The sequence below is a fragment of the Flavobacterium qiangtangense genome (genome assembly GCF_042658345.1).
Classification (GTDB): domain Bacteria; phylum Bacteroidota; class Bacteroidia; order Flavobacteriales; family Flavobacteriaceae; genus Flavobacterium; species Flavobacterium qiangtangense.
In genome coordinates this window covers 512,859-530,561 of record NZ_JBHSQB010000003.1, presented here as the reverse complement: position 1 = coordinate 530,561, position 17,703 = coordinate 512,859, and the positions used below count along the sequence as shown (strand labels likewise).

Below are 17,703 nucleotides of genomic sequence, written 5' to 3'. Positions count from 1 at the left end.
GGACATGTTCGTTTTGGGATTATTTATCCCAGCAAATATATAAAACTTTGGGAATATCTGTCCTAATTTTGCCGGGTATAAAATGAGAAAGATATGGAAAGAGCGATCGTACACATGGACCTGGACACCTTTTTTGTCTCCTGCGAGAGGCTAGGAAACGCACAGCTTCACGGCATTCCGCTGATCATCGGAGGCGGGGACCGCGGGGTGGTCGCCTCCTGTTCCTACGAAGCCCGAAGGTTCGGGGTGCGCTCGGCCATGCCTATCAAGATGGCCCTGGCGATGTGCCCGCAGGCGCGGGTCATCAAGGGCGACATGGAGCTCTATTCCAAGATGTCCAGCCTGGTGACCGAGGTCATCGAGGAGCGCTCCCCGCTGACCGAGAAGGCCAGCATCGACGAGTTCTACCTCGACATCACCGGCATGGACCGCTTCCACGGCAGCTACAGGTGGACCAGCGAGCTGGCCCAGGCGGTCACCAGGGAAACGGGACTTCCCATCAGCTTTGCCCTTTCCGTGAACAAGACCGTTTCCAAGATCGGCACCGGAGAAGCCAAGCCGACAGGGCGCCTGGAGATTCCGACCGACAACGTGCGCCCCTTCCTGAACCCGCTTTCGATAAAGAAGATACCGATGGTCGGCGATGCCACCTTCGCCCTGCTTTCCCGCATCGGCATCCGCACCATACAGACGCTCTCGGAGATGCCCGCCCCGGTGCTCCAGCAGATGGTCGGCAAGAACGGCATCGAGATCTGGAAGAAGGCCAACGGCATCGACACCAGTCCCGTGGAGCCCTACACCGAGCGCAAGTCGATCTCCACCGAGCACACCTTCGGGCAGGACACCATCGACATCCCGATGCTCAGGGCGCTGCTCTCCGGCATGGTCGAGAAGCTTGCCTACCAGCTGCGCTCCGAGCAGTGGCTGGCCTCGACGGTGACGGTCAAGATCCGCTACAGCAATTTCGATACCGAGACCAAGCAGTGCCGGATCCCCTACACCTCCTGCGACCATGCCCTGGCAAGGCACGTGAAGGAGCTCTTCGAGAAGCTCTACCAGCGCCGGATGCGCCTGCGCCTGGTCGGCCTGCGCTTCAGCGGGCTGGTGCGCGGCACCTACCAGATCAACCTGTTCGAGGACACCGAGGAGATGCTCTCCCTCTACCAGGCCATGGACCGGATCAAGAACCGCTTCGGCCCGGACGCCGTGGCAAGGTGCGCTGGCGCACAGCTAAAAACAAGACCCTAGGACAAGACAATAAGAAATACAAGCAAGACCAAAAATGCTGCTCAACTGCCATTCCTTCCATTCCCTGCGCTACGGCACCATCCCGCTGGCTGAACTCGTAGCGCTCGGCGCCCGGCAGCAGATTCCTGCCATGGCGCTTACCGACATCAACACCGTGACGGGCATCTACAACTTCACCAAGGGGTGCCTCGAAAACGGCATCAAGCCCCTGGTCGGCATCGATTTCCGCAACGCCGGAAGGCAGCTCTATATCGGACTGGCCAGAAACCAGCAGGGCATCGGCGAGATGTGCCGCTTCCTGACCCACCATAATTTCCAGGGCACCGACAAGCCGGAGCGCGCCCCCGCATTTGAAAACGTCGCCGTCATCTATCCCATGGAAAATGCGCCAGCGGCACTGAATAAAAACGAGTACATCGGGGTCCGCCCCGAAGAGCTGACGCGCCTGGTACAGCAGGAATGGAAAGGCCTCATCAAAGACATGGTCGTGCTGCAGCCTGTCAGCTACCGTACCAAAAAGGAGTACAACCTGCACCGCATCCTTCGGGCCGTGGACAACAACATCCTGCTCTCCAGGCTGGATGAGGCCGACTGCTGCCGCAAGACCGACACCATGCCAGATCTCAACCACCTTGCAAACGCCTATGCCGACTATCCGCAAATCCTGGAGAATACCCAGATGCTTGTCGATGCCTGCAATTTCGAGTTTGAATTCGACACGCCCCGCAACAAGAAATACTATACCGACAGCCGGGAATCCGACATCGCCCTGCTGACCAGGCTTGCCGAGCAGGGACTTGTTGCCAAGTACGGCAGGGATAACAAGGAGGCCCAGGCACGGGTAAAAAAAGAACTCAAGGTCATCGACGAGCTGGGCTTCAGCGGCTACTTCCTGATTACCTGGGACATCGTGCGCTACAGCAACAGCATGGGCTTCATGCACGTGGGAAGAGGCTCGGGCGCCAACAGCATCGTGAGCTACTGCCTGGGCATCACCGCGATCTGCCCCATCGAGCTGGACCTCTATTTCGAGCGCTTCCTGAACTCGAGCCGCAAGAGCCCGCCCGACTTCGACATCGACTGGAGCTGGAAGGAGCGCGACACCATACTGGAATACATCTTCAGCCGCTTCGGGCGGGAGCATGTCGCGTTCTGCGGCACCAACGTGGAGTTCAAGTACCGCTCGATCTTCCGCGAGGTCGGCAAGGTATTCGGCCTGCCCAAGTCCGAGCTGGACGCCCTGGCCCTGAACCCGATGCAGTTGCACGATGCCAATTCGATCGTAAGGCTGGTGCAGGAATACGGCATGATGCTCGAGAAGTATCCCAACCAGCGCAGCATGCATTCCTGCGGCATCATCATCTCCGAGGAGCCCATCACCAATTTCACGGCGCTGGAGATGCCCCCGAAGGGCTTTCCTATCGTGCAGTTCGACATGCACGTGGCCGAGGACATCGGCTTCGAGAAGTTCGACATACTGAGCCAGCGCGGCATCGGGACCATAGACGATACCGTGAAGCTGATTGAAAAAAACAGGGGCATAAAGGTAGACATCCGCGATATCGCGCTTTCCAAGAACGAGGCCAAGTGCAACGCCTACCTGAGCCGGGGCCAGACCATCGGGTGCTTCTACATCGAGAGCCCGGCCATGCGCGGGCTCTTGCGCCGCCTGCAGTGCAGCGACTACGTGACCCTGGTGGCCGCCTCCTCCATCATCCGCCCGGGCGTGGCGCAGTCCGGCATGATGAAGGAGTACATCTTCCGCCACAACCATCCTGATAAGTTCGAGTATTTCCACGACGTGTTCCGGGAACAGCTCGGGGAGACCTACGGCATCATGGTCTACCAGGAAGACGTGATCAAGATCGCCCAGCACTACGGAGGCCTGGAGCCCGCCTACGGCGACATACTGCGCCGGGCCATCAGCGGCAAAGGGCGCTCGCTCCAGGAATTGCAGACCGTGAGGGACCGCTACTTCGAGTGCTGTGAAAAAAAAGGCCATCCCCGCCAGCTTAGCGAGGAGGTCTACCGCCAGATCGAGTCCTTTGCGGGCTACTCCTTCTGCAAGGCGCACTCCGCCTCCTATGCCGTGGAGAGCTACCAGAGCCTGTACCTAAAAGTGTACCACCCGATCGAGTTCATGACCGCGGCCATCAACAACGACGGGGGCTTCTACCGCACGGAGGTCTACGTTCACGAGGCCAGGATGTCGGGCGCCGCCATCCACTGCCCCTGCGCCAACCGCAGCGGGTACGAGACTACGGTCTATGGAAAAGACATCTACCTGGGCTTCAAGCAGCTCAAGAGCCTGGATGCCAAGACGGCGTTCGCTATCGAGGCCGAAAGGGAAAAGAACGGGGATTTCCAGAGCCTGGAGGATTTCACCAACAGGATCCCGATCGGCATCGAGGGCCTGCAGCTGCTGATCTTCATAGGCGCCTTCCGCTTCACGGGCAAGACCAAGAACCAGCTGCTGGTCACCGCACGGCTCCTGCTGGCCAGCTTCAGGCCCGAGAACAGAGACATGCTTCTCATCCGGGAGCCGGCCGTCGAGTACGAGCTGCCCAAGCTGGAGCGCTCGGAATTCGAGGACGCCTTCGATGAGATCGAGCTCCTGAGCTTTCCAGTCTCTAAGACGCCGTTCGATCTCCTGCAGACCCACTACCGCGGCGACGTGATGGCGAGGGACCTGCTGGCCCACCACAAAAAAACGGTCAGGATGCTGGCCTACCTGATCTCCCGAAAGCACGTGCCCACCAAAATGGGTGCCATGTTTTTCGGCACCTGGGTGGACCATGAAGGGAACTATTTCGATACGGCGCATTTTGCGGACTGCGTCACAAGGTACCCTTTTCAGGGCGGCGGGTGCTACCTGCTGCTCGGGACGGTCGAAGTAGATTACCACTTCCCGACCGTCACAATAAGCAAGATGGCCAAGATGCCCTTCATCGCCGACCCGAGGTACAGCAATTCCAACGACAGGCAGTTCACCGCGCACCAGAACATACAGGAAGACGTCAGCATGACCCAGCGCAAGCCCTACCCGCAGGAACACGAGATCAACCTGCCCCGCTACAAGATGAATCCACGACAGTAACAGAACGAAGAACAAAAAATAAGAACCAAAGCTTAAAAAGATGAAAGCAGCAGAATATGCCATCGTAGATATCGAGACGACAGGGGGCAACGCCAGGGGAAGCCGCATTACGGAAATCGCGATCGTGATCCATGACGGAGAAAAAGTACTGGACCGCTGGGAGACCCTGGTCAATCCCGAGCAGGACATCCCCGCCCCGATCTTCGCGCTGACCGGTATCGACAACGCGCTGGTGCGCCATGCGCCCACTTTCGAGAAGGTGGCCGACACGGTACATCGGATGCTGGAGGGGCGCACCTTCGTGGCCCACAATGTCAACTTCGACTTCTCCTTCGTGCGCCACCAGCTGGCCCAGGAAGGCTACAAGTGGTCGCCCAGAAAGCTCTGCACGGTGCGCGCGGCCAGGAAGATCCGACCGGGGCTTCCCTCCTACAGCCTTGGCAACCTGTGCCGCTCGCTGGACATCCCGCTGGAAAACCGCCACCGCGCGGGAGGCGATGCCGCTGCCACCGCCATCCTTTTCTCCAGATTGATGGAATGGGATACCGAAGGTGACATCGAAAAAATGCTCAAGAAGACCGCCCAGGACCAGCGCCTGCCGCCCCACCTGCCTCCGGAAGACTTCGAGCGCCTTCCCGAAAAACCAGGCGTCTATTATTTTTACAGCTACGAAAAAAAGGTCATCTACGTGGGCAAGGCTGTCAATATCAGAAAACGGGTCGCCTCCCACTTCAGCGGCAACAGCATTTCCTCCCAGCGCCAGAATTTCCTGAAGGACATCTACGGCATTTCTTTTGAAGAATGCGCCAATGAGCTGATGGCGCTCCTGTTGGAATGCTCCGAGATCCAGAAGCTCTGGCCAAAGTACAACCGGGCGCTCAAGCGCTTCGAGCCCAAGTTCGGCCTCTACAGCTACGAGGCCAGGAACGGCTACAGGTACCTGGCGGTAGGAAAGCTGCCCAAGTTCCAGTTCTGCGTGCAGGCCTACGACAGGGAGCACGAAGGCATGGACGCGCTTCGGGAGCTCGCACAGAAATTCGAAATCGACCCACGCTTCTGCTGCTACGGGAGGCCCGAAGCGGGTGAATTTACACCCCAGCCAACTACAGCATCGCTTCCAGACCTAAGCGTGCACAACGCCTGCATCGTGGAAGCGCTCGACCTGCTCAAGCAAGGACAGGAAAGCTATGCCTACCTGGATAAGGGAAGGCATGCCGAGGAACGCAGCTGCGTCTATGTCGAAAACGGCGCTTTCTGCGGCATGGGCTACTTTCCATCCGATGCGACCGTATCAGACCTCTCGGAACTGAAAGAATACATCGATCCGTACAAAAGCAGCCACTACGTCATGAAGCTGATCGCAAGCTTCGCTGCCCGGCATCCCGGGAAGGTCAAGCCGATCAAAAAAGCCATCCCGCTAAATGCAGCAAATTTTGAAAATTTCGATTAATTATTTAAATTTACACCGCAAAACAACAACACCAATGTATACCGTCAAAGGACTAGCCCGCTTCCTGGAAGCCCAGAACCATACCTACCTCAAAGCGCTCGAAGAAATCACATCGGGAAAAAAAAACTCCCACTGGATGTGGTACATCTTTCCCCAGCTCAAAGGCCTGGGAAAAAGCGACATGGCAGCATTTTACGGTATTGAAAACCTAAAAGAAGCCGAAGAATACCTGGCCCACCCTGTCCTCGGCAAGCACCTGATAAATATTTCAGAGGCCCTGCTGAAAATTGAGCGAAAGTCTGCCAACGACATATTCGGATCTCCTGACGACCTGAAGCTCCGCTCTTCCATGACACTGTTTGCCTCAGCAGACGAAACTAATCCCGTGTTTAGGGCGGTCTTGGATAAATATTTCGACGGAATTCCTGATGAGAAAACATTAGCCTTCCTTAACGAAGCGTAAAATAAGAAAAACACTGCGATAGGAAACAGAAAAAGCTGGCAGGTTGGTGCCAGCTTTTCCAGTATGGAACTGCGGTGCTAAAGCTACAGTTCTGCAAACTGCCCGCTACAGCCCCCTATCCATGTAGCTTTCTAGAGACAGCTTGAGATGGTCTATAAAGGAAGTCCGTGTCCCGGACCTGTCCTTCATCCGGTGGAAGGAATGGTGGATATCGCCCAGGGGGATCCTGAAAAGCAACTGAAACACCAAGCTGACCTTACGGATTCCGATCTTTCCGTGAGAGATTACACCGGAAGCATGCAATGCGTAAATAAGCTCAATGAGCGCGTTTTTAGAATCCGTCCAGCAAATTTCCTTGGCGGCATCGCTCTGCTGCAAGAGTTCAGAGGATTCGTCCGGATTGATCTTTCGGGTCAGATAGACATAGATCAAGTCGTTCGCTATGATACGCGCTACCCGAGAATCATAATAGGTGGAAAATTGCGGGTCTACTTCAAACACAAAATTGCTGAGGCCATCGCTGAAATTAATCCTGCCGCGAAGGAAATATTCTGCATCCCTGTCGTTTCGCCCCGAACGGTAATACCTGTAGAAATCAGAACCGCAGACGTAGTCCTTAAATTCCTGCTTCAGCTCCTGGAGCTGGCCCATAAAAAACTTATGGTACAGTTTCCCCTCATGTACCGGACAGGCAGCCTCGATCCGAAACACCTTGTTGTAGTACATCAGCTGCCCAAGGATCTGAGGCTTTATGTAACGGAAGAATTGCACCTCCTGGTCCGCAGCCGCAAATCCATTTTTCAGTATCCTTTCGCGCACCTCCTGAAGAATGCCCGTAAGGTACAGCGTCATCTGGTAGGCCTCTTCAATGGGATCCGAGGTCTCTTGGGAAACCCTCTCCTGCTTCAGGCGGATTTCTGAAAGTAGTACGTTCAGTGATTTCATTTTTTATAATTTTATAGGCAAAAAAGCAGTCGCTCCCACCAGTCCGCAGTTATTTGAGGCTCGACCTGTATTTCGAGGGCGTGAGTCCTGCATATTTCTTAAAAAATGCGCTGAAGGCAAGAGGCGTGCTGAAATGCAGCAGGTCCGAGACATCATCGACCGACAGGCTTTCATCCAACAGCAAGGCATACGCATCGGACAGCAGGCCCGTGTCGATAAAATATCTAGCTGGCATGCCGGTCGCCACGCGAATGCACTTGCGCAGGTAGCCGGGGGTGATATACAGACGGTCTGCATAAAATCTGACCCCGTGCTGCGCCCGCACATGCTCGTCGATAAGCCTTACAAAGGACGCCGCTATTTTTTCTGGCCGGCTGTACAAGTGCGCCCCATCCGCTAAATTCCTGCTGCAGATGGCACCATACTCATAGAAAAGGAGGCTGAGACAGAGACTGATGATTTCGGACTCAAACTCTGGGTGTACCGGACGGTACACTTTCTCCCGCAGCATAGCAACAAGCCGCAGCAGCTGGCGAAAATCTACTCTTGACACCTGCATCACGTTGGCAGGCCGTGCCAGGACTGCCTCGAGGTATCCCGATGGAAATCTCGCAATTCGGCTGTCCAGCAGAAGCGCTAAGGTACATGACACAAAGCTGTAGCTTGGCCGCCCAATACATCTAGAGAGAATTGTGGTGTCGGTAAAGCCATAGATTTCTGAAGGCCCAACGGCAATCCGGACCCCTGACATATTGAATTCGAGCATGCCTCTGCTTACCAGCACTATTGAAAACCATCGGGGCTCGAGATCCAAGTTGCACTTGGGAACAGATGCGCACTTCGCGTTGTACGTTATCTTCAAGTCTGCCCGCCATGGACTTTTAACGGCTTTCCTTTTCACGTGCCTTATTTTTTAGTTTACATTGTAGGTGCTCCCAACCCATCCGTTCAAAATGAAATTTCTACTGCGTAATGCCCTGCCTCTTGCAGATGCCGATTACAACTGCCATCCGGATGGCAAGCGATGCTCCATCGCTGCTGCCGGAAATGGCTCCGGCAACACTGACAGAAGTTTCCCAATCCTTGTCCTTGCGTTTTTTCCTGTATAGGGAATAGCGGGCGATTGAGGCAATTTCCAGCAGGCGCCTCCTTTCAGAACCGGTGTAGGAAGTATTGCTCATCATATCGGACTCATAGATAACTGCCAGAGCGTGAATATCTTCATAAGGCGCCACCTCACTAGTAGACAGCAGGCTGACAAACCCAGAAAGGCCGGATTTTGCCCCTGCTCCCATTCCGGATCCCGCCATCGCGTCGCCCAGCGGATCAGAATTGTCAAGCAATAAAGCAATCGCAGCTATCCTGCCTGAAAGTGGCGAACTGGCCGCTGAAAGTCCCCACTCTGGATGGCTTTCCATCGCAGCATCAACCCGTGCCGCTATAGCTGCTACAGAGCCTGCTCCGGGCTTGGTCTCGACAACCAATTCAGTAATTTCGTCGCAGATGGCCCCAGCGGCGTCAAAAGGATTGGAAGGATTTTCGGGACCGAGCTCTCCCATTCTGGCGCTTTCGCTCAAGCCAGTGCTTTCAGGATTGCTTCCTGCGTATTCATCCGTACAGGCACTAAAAAGAAATGGCAGTACCGCCAAGACTACTTTTACATTTTTCATTTTGCTTTGTGTTAAATGGTAACTGAATGTTTTTTCTCAGTTCATTTTTCACCCGGGGAAAGCCGAACCATCCTGGAATATCCCAGAACGTATGCTTTGAATTCAGAGCCAAAACTAAAAGCAAAAAACAACCCCTGCAAGCCATTACCTGCACGTTTACCGCATTTCCACTGCACTTTTTCCGAAAATCGACACAGCTTTTGCTTCCTGCCCTGTAGGATTTTACCGGTAATATGGCTAACTTTGATTTGCCCCGCGCGCCTAGATAACCACCCCTGCTTTCAAGGTGCCGCCAATCAACCTAACACCGAAGTTGGCACAACTTCTCTTAACACCCGCCTATGATGGTAAGATTGCTACTCGCATCCGTGCTGTGGTCCGCCCCGACAAATGAAGCCGGCGCGCGCCCTGCGCATACTCCCGACTCGCTGCAAAAGCGGAGCTACGACTACCTTTTCGACCGTATCGAAGAAGACATCAGCCACGCGGCACGATCGGCCTACCTCCGGTCCTTTGTGAGCAAGGCCAAGAATGAAGAAAATTGGGAAGAACTTTCCAACGGCTACAAGAATTACGTGCATTACGCTCCTGATGCGCTGAAGATGGCCTACGCCGACAGCATGGTCGCCGCGGCGAAACGCTCCAAAAGCAACGAGGTAATCGGAGCAGCCTACCTTTCAAAAGGCATCGCCTTCTACGGACAGAAGCGCCTGGCCGAGGCCATGGACACCTATCTGATAGCAGACCGGTATGTCGCAAAAACAGGCGACCCGTACCTTATCTACAAGACCAGATACCATATCGGGCAGATGAAGTATATCCTGGGGTACTACGACGAGGCAATTTCCATCTTCAGGGAATGCTGCGGTTATTTTAAGAAAGGCCATACCAGGGCCTACCTCAATTCGCTGCATTCGCTAGGCATCTGCTACAAACTAGTCGGAAACCACGGGCTGTGCACCGAGACCAACGAATTTGGAATGGCCGAAGGGATCCGCACGGGCAATCGTGACATGGAACCCTACTTTGTATTCTCGGAAGGCGTCAACCAGTGCCTGGTCCACAACTACAGGACAGCCGTCGACAAATTGCAGGCGGCAATGATCGGCATCCGGGCCAACAAGGATTTTTCCAACGAGATGGTCGGCTATTTCTATTTGGGAAAGGCTTATTGGAGCCTGGGCGAGCAGGAAAAAGCCGTGGCCTACTTCAAGAAGGTAGACCAGATTTACCTCCGGCGCGGTTATATGCGCCCCGACATCCGAGGAGCCTACGAGGTGCTCATTTCCTACTACAAGGAAAAAAACCAACTCCCCGAACAGCTGCTGTACGTAGAGAAACTGCTGGAAATAGACCAGAAGCTGCACCAGACGCACGCCTACCTGCAAGGCAAAATACAGAAAGAATACGAAACCAAGGAACTGCTGGCTGAGCAACAATCCCTTAAAAAATCCCTGAGCAACAGGAAATACAATGACAAGATTTTCTCCGCGGTGATCGGCGCCCTTCTCCTGCTTGTAGCCTACGGGATGCTGCGGTATTACAGAAATAAAAAGGAAGCAAGAAAAAAATATGGGGAACTCTTGCAAAAGATTGATGCCATTTCCAAGGCGAAAGCCAAAACCAGCGATGCTGAAATTGGGATGAGCCGTGACGTCGAAGAAGCGGTCCTGCACAGCCTTACGAAATTTGAAAACAGCACAAAGTTCCTTGAAAAGGACCTGAACCTTACCAAGCTGGCCGGCCATTTCAATACCAATACCAAATACCTTTCGCTGATCATCCTCAAGCAGCGGCACAAAAAATTCAACGAGTATATCAACGGCTTGAAAGTACAGCACATCGCCCAGCGAATCAAAAATGAAAAGACGCTGCGAAATTACACGCACGAGGCGCTCGCAGACGAAGCAGGATTCAGCAGCACCCGGCGGTTCGTCAACGCATTTACGGCAAATACGGGAATATCCCCGAAATATTTTATCGAGGAATTAAAGAAAGCATCCGGTGCGGCATGAACTTTTTTAAGGCGGACCAGACAAGCAAATAAGCTAAATGAGATTTTCCGCCAGCCGACTGGTATCCCAAAAACCGAGGGCCGTCGATGGCGATGGACAGTTCATGCTTCCCAACAACCTAGAAAAACAATCTTTCGGTTAAAACAGGATAATAAAATCGTAGGAATTTTTAAAAGATGGACATGCGGTGTTCTAAATTCCAATTGCCCACTGTGAGGGATAACAATTATGTTATCCTCTTTTTTTGATATATAAGATATCCCTTTTCCTCCATTTTAATGGCATTATGAGAAAATATCTCCATCATTGCAGGTGTTCGATATATACCCTTTTGGTGGTACAAGTTGCCATTGAACAACATGTTTACAAATTGACGTTTTTTGCAAAACATCTAATTTTGTATAAACTGCCTGATATCACCCATTAAATCCAAGTTGTTATTTAGAACCTCAAAAGCTTTACTTGATTTGTACTGAATTTTTCTATTGATGCAGTAAGCGTTAAGATATGATCACTATAGGTAAAATACACTTTCGTAAGTGTCTTTATTTAATTTATCTTTAAACCATTTTTCTTCTACCTTATTTAATCTCTGCTGTACTTCGTCAAGTTTATGCCTTTTTGCTGCTACTTTTTTCCTGTTTGCTTTTACTTCCTGTTCAATTGAAGCGCAAGATGCAACCCTTATTTTCTTAATTTTCCTTTCAGAAACACTCATAAGATTGCATGCATTTAAAAACTGCTCATGTACTTTTACGGCACTTATGTTGTTACGCTTCGAATGCTTACATTTATAATAGTAAAATATTTTCCAGATTTACCAAGAGAAGGAGCACCTGTGAGAGGAGTTCCGCAGTGGCATTTTACAACACCTCTCAACGGTACTTCTTCGTCTAAGGTTACTTTTACCTTATCGACCTTCTTCATTTTGGATTTTACCATTGTCCAAGTAGTCTTATCAACTATCGGTTCATGAATAGCATAAAAAGACCTCCCGGTAGATCCTTGAAAGGTCCAACTCTTACAAGTCCTCCATAAACAGGATTTGTCAGCACACGGTCAATGGCCATGTTGCCTTTCCTGTCAAATCCTGTTCCATACGGGATTTCTTTATTTTTACTTAATGGTAAATCCATTCCTAAAAGTTGTCTCGGGACAACGGCACGTTGTGTTTTGAGTTGCTCGAAATCCTTTCCGTAGCTCAAAACCGCTTGCCATTGCAGGAAGCAGTAAAAATCTCCAAAGTCGTTTTTTAATTAGTTACTATTTCCATTCATGACTTTTTCAATGTCGAATATTTGTAATATATAAGACCGCCAATTTTAGTAAAAGCGAGTGTGCCATTGATCCGTAAATTTTGCAAAGTGCCGGCAGAAATATTCAGCGCTTTTCGGAATTCATAAGATTTTAGCCACTGCTTTCCCTGTTGCGTTTGAGGCTTAATCAGTTGTTTTAAATCATTCAAAAGAAGATTTCTGAATTCGTTTAAATCTTCAGGGGTAATAAGATCTATTACCATAATAATAATTTTTAGATTGTTATAGTGCAAAATTATATAGTTTGACGGGTTGTAATTCACGATTGGGAAATGAACGAAATAACTAAAGTGTTGTAAATAGTAATTAAAACTTACTTAGAAACAATACTCTATACTAGTTCAAGAAAAAAAAGATTATATAAATAAGGCACGTAATTACATTTATCAACAAATGATAACATTCTAATTGTGAAAAAAAAACAGTTGTTATTTAATCAATAATGAAATGTAATTGCGGATATTTGACAAGTCAAAAAATGTACAATGGCAAACCAGTTTGGGGAAAAAATTAGGCAGCTAAGAGAAAATTCTGAATTATTGCAAAGACATGTTGCAAGTAAGATGGATATAGATACTCCAATGTTAAGCAAAATTGAAAGAGGAGAGCGTAAAGCGAGAAAAGAACAAGTTTTAGTATTTAGTAAAATACTACTCTTTGGTTCACAGACGAGGTAATTGAAGTCGTAATTAATGAAGCTTTTGCTATAAACGCAATACACTTAGCAGAGAGGGAATTAAATACATTTCACAAAAATAAAAAAACGTAATGGCTTATAAAATTATACTAGAAAAAGAAGAGAGTAAACAACAACTAGAAGCTTTAGTTAATGCATTTTCAAAGGAATATGCTATATATAAAACTTCAAAATATAGTGAAGCTCAGTTACGTATTGATTTTATTAATCCATTACTCAAAACTTTTGGATGGGATGTTGATAATGAGAATAATCGTTCCCAATTTCTTCGAGAGGTATTACAGGAGGAATCAATTGAAGTTGAAGAAAATGAATCAATAAAGAAAAAAAATCCAGATTATACCTTAAGATTAGAAGGAAGTAGAAAACTTTTTATTGAAGCAAAAAAAGTTTCTATTGATATAGAAAAGTCAGGACAATCAGCTTTTCAGGTAAGAAGATATGGCTGGAATGCTAATTTAGGAATATCAATTTTAACTAATTTTGATAAGCTTATAATTTACGACTGTAGGTATAAACCAAATGCTAGTGATGATCCTAGCATTGCAAAATATCAAGTTTTTAACTACACCGATTTTTTAAAGGAATTTGACAAACTGTATGATTTACTTTCAATTCAATCTATTTCTTCTGGTTATATTGAAGAATATTTTTCTTTGACTCAAAATAATTTAAGCACATTTGATGATTATTTTCTGTCACAGATTGAAAAATGGCGTTTCCAACTGGCAACAGATATTGTTCAGAATAATTCTGGTTTTTCTGAAGAAGAATTGAATTTTTTAATACAGAGATTATTAAACAGAATTATTTTTCTTAGAATTTGCGAAGACAGAGAAATTGAAAAATTTGAAACCTTAAAAGCCGTTAAAGATTACAATGAACTAAAAGAAATTTTCATTGTTTCAGATAAAAAATATAATTCTGGATTATTTGATTTTATTGAAGACCATTTTTCTCTAAACATAAATCTTAAATCAGAAATTTTAATAGGAATTTTTAATGAGCTATATTACCCAGAAAGTCCATATAATTTTGCCATTATTGACCCTGCAATTTTAAGCCAAATTTACGAGCGTTACTTAGGTAGTAAAATTATAATTAATGGCTCGACAGAAATTTTAATAGTTGAAGAACCTGAAATAGCAGTTTCAAGCGGTGTGGTTCCAACACCAAAAACTATAGTTCAAAATATAATCCGTGAAACACTTGAAAATCTCCTAACCAATAAAACTTCTAACGATATTAAGCTCTTAAAAATTTCGGATATTTGCTGTGGGTCTGGTACTTTTTTAATATCATTATACGATTTTCTAATTGAAAAAATTGTGTTGGCATTTATTGCTGAAGGAATAAATGATGATGAAATTATGTATAGAACGTTTGACGGTACATTTCATCTTACCCTTAAAACAAAACAAGAATTTCTGTTACAAAATATTTATGGTGTTGATGTAAACCCTTATGCTGTAGAAGTAACTAAATTTAGTTTGTTTTTAAAATTATTAGAAAATGAAAATGAGGCTTCATTAAACAATTTTCTTTTAAAATATAATCAAAAGGTTTTACCCGTTTTAGATGATAATATAAAAAATGGAAATTCATTAATTGATGAAAAATATTTTGATTTTAATCCGATGGCACTTGACAATAATGAACTGTTATTCAAAATAAGACCATTTAATTGGACCAATGAATTTCCTTTTCTTTCTAAAAATATGGGTTTTGATGCTATAATTGGAAACCCTCCATATGTTCGTATTCAAAACATGGTCAAATATATGGCCGAGGGAATAGGTTATTACAAAGATAAGCGATTCGGCTATAGTGTTGCAAAGGCTGATAGTTTTGATAAATATTACCTATTTATTGAACGAGCAATTAGCCTAATCAAGCCAACTGGTATTGTTGGTTACATAATTCCTAATAAATTTTTTATTGCTAGAGGAGGAAAAGCACTAAGATTACTTTTAGCAACAAATGCAAGTGTTGATAAAATTATTCACTTTGGTGTTACTCAAGTTTTTCCTAACAGAAGTACATATACCGCGATTATTATTATTGATAAAGTCACTAGGGAAAATATCAAATTTATTAGAATAAAAAATATCCAAAACGAATTAAGAGCCGGAAACTTAAATTATATTGAGTATTCTAAAACCTTTTTTTCTGAAAATCCATGGATATTTTTATCAAAAAATACCAGAACAATTTTTGACAGAATTAACAATAGCAATACCATTAAGCTAAATAAAATAGCAAATATAACTGTTGGATTACAAACAAGTAAGGACGAGATTTATATTTTTACAGTTTCATCTCAAACAGAGACTACTTTTAAATTCATTAAAAATGGTATTGAATATGAAGTAGAAAAAGATATTTGTAAACCTTGTCTTCTTGATCTTTCTTTTGATGAGTTCGATACTGTCCAACCTAATTCACAAATGATTTTCCCCTATATCCTGACTTCAGAAAAAGCACAAGTTTTGGAGGAAATTTATTTTCAAAAAAAATACCCATTAGCATGGAGATACCTAAATATTTTTAAAGATATTTTATTAAAAAGGAGTATAAATGGATCTGATCCCAGATGGTACCAATTTGGAAGGTCTCAAAGTTTAACGAAATTTCATAATAATGAGAAATTGATTTGGCCAGTCCTATCCACTCGTTCAAGTTATATTTTTGACAATAGTAATTTACAATTTACCGGAGGAGGAAATGGTCCATATTATTCATTAATTTCTAGCGAAGATTATAGCCCATTATATTTTTTAGCCATACTTTCGCACCCCTTATTTGAAGCGATGGTTAAATCAGGAGCAAGTGAATTCAGAGGAGCATATTATTCACATGGGAAACAATTCATTGAAAATATACCGATTAAAAAAATTAATTTTTCAGATCCATTACATAAAAAAGAACATGATAATATTGTCACAGCTGTAAAATCAATTATTACAACTAAACATTTATATAATAATACCCACATTAATTCTAATAAAAATATTTTGCAGAGAAAGCTTTCAGTGTTACAAGGAAAATTACATCATGCTGTTAACAAAATGTATGATATTGATGAAAATGATATTAAAACAGTACTAACAGATGAAATTTTTACCACAGATTTAAAGGAGATTTAATACATGGAAACATTAACTTTAGAAAAATTAGATTCTAAAAAACTTAGAGGTGGATATTATACACCACAAGAAATTACTGAATTTATTTGCAGATGGGCTATCGATAAACCTACACAGAATATATTAGAACCAAGCTGTGGCGACGGAAATTTTATTGAAGCTGCTATTGAAAGATTTTTAGAATTAGATGTCCCTAAAAATAAATTACTTGGTCTGATCCAAGGAGTAGAATTGATGCCTCAAGAAGCAGAAAAAGCAAAAAAAAGAGCAGGAGCTTTTGGATTAAATTCAAATACTATAATTAACTCCGATTTTTTTACCTTTTTAAATGAACTAAACAATAACAAAAAATTTGATGTTGTAGTAGGAAATCCTCCTTTTATCCGTTACCAAAATTTTCCTGAAGAACATAGACTTAAGGCGTTTGAGATGATGAATGAAATAGGCCTAAAACCAAATAAATTGACAAATATTTGGGTACCTTTTCTTGTTCTTTCATCAAATTTACTAAACGAAAATGGAAAACTTGGGATGGTAATTCCTGCTGAATTATTTCAAGTGAAATACGCATCTGAAACAAGAATATTTTTATCTAAATTTTTTCCTCGAATAACAATTGTAACATTCAAAAAGTTAGTTTTTAAAGAAATACAACAGGAAGTTGTTTTGCTCCTTTGCGAAAAAAACATTACTGATAATAAAGGGATTAGAGTTGTCGAGGTTAATACTTTAGACGAACTTAAAAATCTAGATATAAATGCTATTCAGAAAGAACAAGTCAAGGTCCTAGAGCACAATTCGGAAAAATGGACTAAATATTTTTTAGAGGAAAAAGAAATTCAATATTTAAGAAAAGTTAAAGCTGACCCTAGAATTAGATTGGCGGGGGATTTCATGATTACTAATGTTGGATTAGTAACCGGGATTAATGAATTTTTCATGATCAATGAAAAAACTGCTACAGAATGGAATATTAAAAAGTACACAAAGAAAGTTGTTAGCAGATCTAATCATTTTAAAGGAATATTTTTCAATAACTCTGATTTTATAGATAACGCAGAAGCTAATATTGAAGGATATTTATTTTTCCCGCCGGATGTTGACTTTAACGAGCTTCCAGAAGAATGCAAAAATTACATAAGATTTGGGGAATCTAAGGGATTTCACAAAGGATATAAATGTAGAATAAGAAAACGATGGTATATAACTCCGTCTATATATACTCCCGACGGATTTGCTTTGAGACAAGTTGGAGATTATCCTAAAATTATAATTAATAAAACAGAGGCATCATCAACAGACACGATTCATCGTGTACGTTTTAAAACTGATATAAGTCCAAACATAATTGCAGTTTCATTTCTAAACTCCTTAACTTTTGCTTTTTCAGAAATTACAGGTAGAAGTTATGGAGGAGGCGTATTAACTTTTGAACCTACCGAAATAGGAGAAATCCCTTTACCATTATTAAATGAAAATTCTGCTATAGATTTTGACATAATTGATAAACTTATGAGAGAAAGAAGAATTGAGGAAGTCCTGGATATTATAGATGCGGAATTATTAATAAAACAATTAAAATTTTCCCCAACTCAGGTTAAGATGTTTAGGAGCATTTGGCTTAAGATGTCTAATAGAAGGCAAAACAGAAAATAA

The 17,703-nt window shown here is 45.2% G+C and carries 15 protein-coding genes; 8 read left to right on the top strand and 7 right to left on the bottom strand.

Annotation, left to right across the window (positions count from 1 at the left end; translation table 11 throughout):
• Positions 1 to 93 precede the first annotated feature (93 nt).
• From dinB to ACFPVY_RS02415, 4 genes are read left to right on the top strand one after another with little or no spacing between them, the layout of a single operon-like run.
• Positions 94 to 1,248 carry a DNA polymerase IV gene (gene dinB, locus ACFPVY_RS02430; protein WP_379790114.1) on the top strand — a complete coding sequence of 385 codons (1,155 nt, stop codon included), beginning with the start codon at positions 94 to 96 and terminating at the stop codon, positions 1,246 to 1,248.
• Between the two features lie 34 nt (positions 1,249 to 1,282).
• Positions 1,283 to 4,345, top strand: coding sequence for a DNA polymerase III subunit alpha (locus tag ACFPVY_RS02425; protein ID WP_379790113.1), 3,063 nt, complete (start codon positions 1,283 to 1,285; stop codon positions 4,343 to 4,345).
• A gap of 40 nt (positions 4,346 to 4,385) precedes the next feature.
• Positions 4,386 to 5,795 carry an exonuclease domain-containing protein gene (locus ACFPVY_RS02420; protein ID WP_379790112.1) on the top strand — a complete coding sequence of 470 codons (1,410 nt, stop codon included), beginning with the start codon at positions 4,386 to 4,388 and terminating at the stop codon, positions 5,793 to 5,795.
• Positions 5,779 to 6,258 (top strand): DUF1810 domain-containing protein, encoded by a 480-nt coding sequence (locus tag ACFPVY_RS02415; RefSeq protein ID WP_379790111.1) that lies wholly within the window; start codon positions 5,779 to 5,781, stop codon positions 6,256 to 6,258. Before ACFPVY_RS02420 ends, ACFPVY_RS02415 begins: the two co-directional genes overlap by 17 nt.
• Positions 6,259 to 6,363: 105 nt before the next feature.
• Here the strand turns inward: ACFPVY_RS02415 and ACFPVY_RS02410 are convergent, their stop codons facing one another.
• The 3 genes from ACFPVY_RS02410 to ACFPVY_RS02400 all read right to left on the bottom strand — a co-directional run bounded on the left by ACFPVY_RS02410 (position 6,364) and on the right by ACFPVY_RS02400 (position 8,873).
• Entirely contained in the window at positions 6,364 to 7,203 is an 840-nt protein-coding gene (locus tag ACFPVY_RS02410) for an RteC domain-containing protein (RefSeq protein ID WP_379790110.1), read from the bottom strand.
• A 49-nt stretch (positions 7,204 to 7,252) separates the two neighbouring features.
• Complete coding sequence (locus ACFPVY_RS02405; protein ID WP_379790109.1) at positions 7,253 to 7,756, bottom strand: helix-turn-helix domain-containing protein; 504 nt, start codon at positions 7,754 to 7,756, stop codon at positions 7,253 to 7,255.
• Positions 7,757 to 8,165: 409 nt separating this feature from the next.
• Positions 8,166 to 8,873, bottom strand: a complete 708-nt coding sequence (locus ACFPVY_RS02400; protein ID WP_379790108.1) for a hypothetical protein — start codon at positions 8,871 to 8,873, stop codon at positions 8,166 to 8,168.
• A gap of 341 nt (positions 8,874 to 9,214) precedes the next feature.
• Between ACFPVY_RS02400 and ACFPVY_RS02395 the strand changes: the two genes are divergently transcribed.
• Complete coding sequence (locus ACFPVY_RS02395; protein WP_379790107.1) at positions 9,215 to 10,888, top strand: helix-turn-helix domain-containing protein; 1,674 nt, start codon at positions 9,215 to 9,217, stop codon at positions 10,886 to 10,888.
• Positions 10,889 to 11,402: 514 nt separating this feature from the next.
• On the opposite strand, the gene ACFPVY_RS02390 is transcribed toward ACFPVY_RS02395, so the two are convergent.
• The 4 genes from ACFPVY_RS02390 to ACFPVY_RS02375 all read right to left on the bottom strand — a co-directional run bounded on the left by ACFPVY_RS02390 (position 11,403) and on the right by ACFPVY_RS02375 (position 12,407).
• Positions 11,403 to 11,606 (bottom strand): hypothetical protein, encoded by a 204-nt coding sequence (locus ACFPVY_RS02390; RefSeq protein WP_379790106.1) that lies wholly within the window; start codon positions 11,604 to 11,606, stop codon positions 11,403 to 11,405.
• Positions 11,607 to 11,650: 44 nt separating this feature from the next.
• Positions 11,651 to 11,815: a hypothetical protein gene (locus tag ACFPVY_RS02385; RefSeq protein ID WP_379790105.1), complete on the bottom strand. Its 165-nt coding sequence runs from the start codon at positions 11,813 to 11,815 to the stop codon at positions 11,651 to 11,653.
• A 35-nt stretch (positions 11,816 to 11,850) separates the two neighbouring features.
• Positions 11,851 to 12,093 carry a hypothetical protein gene (locus ACFPVY_RS02380; protein WP_379790104.1) on the bottom strand — a complete coding sequence of 81 codons (243 nt, stop codon included), beginning with the start codon at positions 12,091 to 12,093 and terminating at the stop codon, positions 11,851 to 11,853.
• Between the two features lie 68 nt (positions 12,094 to 12,161).
• Positions 12,162 to 12,407, bottom strand: coding sequence for a DNA-binding protein (locus ACFPVY_RS02375; protein ID WP_379790103.1), 246 nt, complete (start codon positions 12,405 to 12,407; stop codon positions 12,162 to 12,164).
• Between the two features lie 282 nt (positions 12,408 to 12,689).
• Between ACFPVY_RS02375 and ACFPVY_RS02370 the strand changes: the two genes are divergently transcribed.
• The 3 genes from ACFPVY_RS02370 (at position 12,690) to ACFPVY_RS02360 (ending at position 17,703) form a co-directional block, all read left to right on the top strand.
• Positions 12,690 to 12,881 (top strand): helix-turn-helix domain-containing protein, encoded by a 192-nt coding sequence (locus ACFPVY_RS02370; RefSeq protein WP_379790102.1) that lies wholly within the window; start codon positions 12,690 to 12,692, stop codon positions 12,879 to 12,881.
• Between the two features lie 91 nt (positions 12,882 to 12,972).
• Positions 12,973 to 16,047, top strand: a complete 3,075-nt coding sequence (locus ACFPVY_RS02365) for an Eco57I restriction-modification methylase domain-containing protein (RefSeq protein ID WP_379790101.1) — start codon at positions 12,973 to 12,975, stop codon at positions 16,045 to 16,047.
• Between the two features lie 3 nt (positions 16,048 to 16,050).
• On the top strand, positions 16,051 to 17,703 hold the full coding sequence (locus tag ACFPVY_RS02360) for an N-6 DNA methylase (RefSeq protein ID WP_379790100.1): 1,653 nt from the start codon (positions 16,051 to 16,053) through the stop codon (positions 17,701 to 17,703).

Excerpts from the sequence above, each read along its gene's own strand:
- dinB (WP_379790114.1), top strand. The coding sequence starts at position 94 with ATGGAAAGAGCGATCGTACACATGGACCTGGACACCTTTTTTGTCTCC.
- ACFPVY_RS02425 (WP_379790113.1), top strand. The coding sequence starts at position 1,283 with ATGCTGCTCAACTGCCATTCCTTCCATTCCCTGCGCTACGGCACCATC.
- ACFPVY_RS02420 (WP_379790112.1), top strand. The coding sequence starts at position 4,386 with ATGAAAGCAGCAGAATATGCCATCGTAGATATCGAGACGACAGGGGGC.
- ACFPVY_RS02410 (WP_379790110.1), bottom strand. The coding sequence starts at position 7,203 with ATGAAATCACTGAACGTACTACTTTCAGAAATCCGCCTGAAGCAGGAG.
- ACFPVY_RS02400 (WP_379790108.1), bottom strand. The coding sequence starts at position 8,873 with ATGAAAAATGTAAAAGTAGTCTTGGCGGTACTGCCATTTCTTTTTAGT.
- ACFPVY_RS02395 (WP_379790107.1), top strand. The coding sequence starts at position 9,215 with ATGATGGTAAGATTGCTACTCGCATCCGTGCTGTGGTCCGCCCCGACA.
- ACFPVY_RS02390 (WP_379790106.1), bottom strand. The coding sequence starts at position 11,606 with ATGAGTGTTTCTGAAAGGAAAATTAAGAAAATAAGGGTTGCATCTTGC.
- ACFPVY_RS02385 (WP_379790105.1), bottom strand. The coding sequence starts at position 11,815 with ATGAAGAAGGTCGATAAGGTAAAAGTAACCTTAGACGAAGAAGTACCG.
- ACFPVY_RS02375 (WP_379790103.1), bottom strand. The coding sequence starts at position 12,407 with ATGGTAATAGATCTTATTACCCCTGAAGATTTAAACGAATTCAGAAAT.
- ACFPVY_RS02370 (WP_379790102.1), top strand. The coding sequence starts at position 12,690 with ATGGCAAACCAGTTTGGGGAAAAAATTAGGCAGCTAAGAGAAAATTCT.
- ACFPVY_RS02365 (WP_379790101.1), top strand. The coding sequence starts at position 12,973 with ATGGCTTATAAAATTATACTAGAAAAAGAAGAGAGTAAACAACAACTA.
- ACFPVY_RS02360 (WP_379790100.1), top strand. The coding sequence starts at position 16,051 with ATGGAAACATTAACTTTAGAAAAATTAGATTCTAAAAAACTTAGAGGT.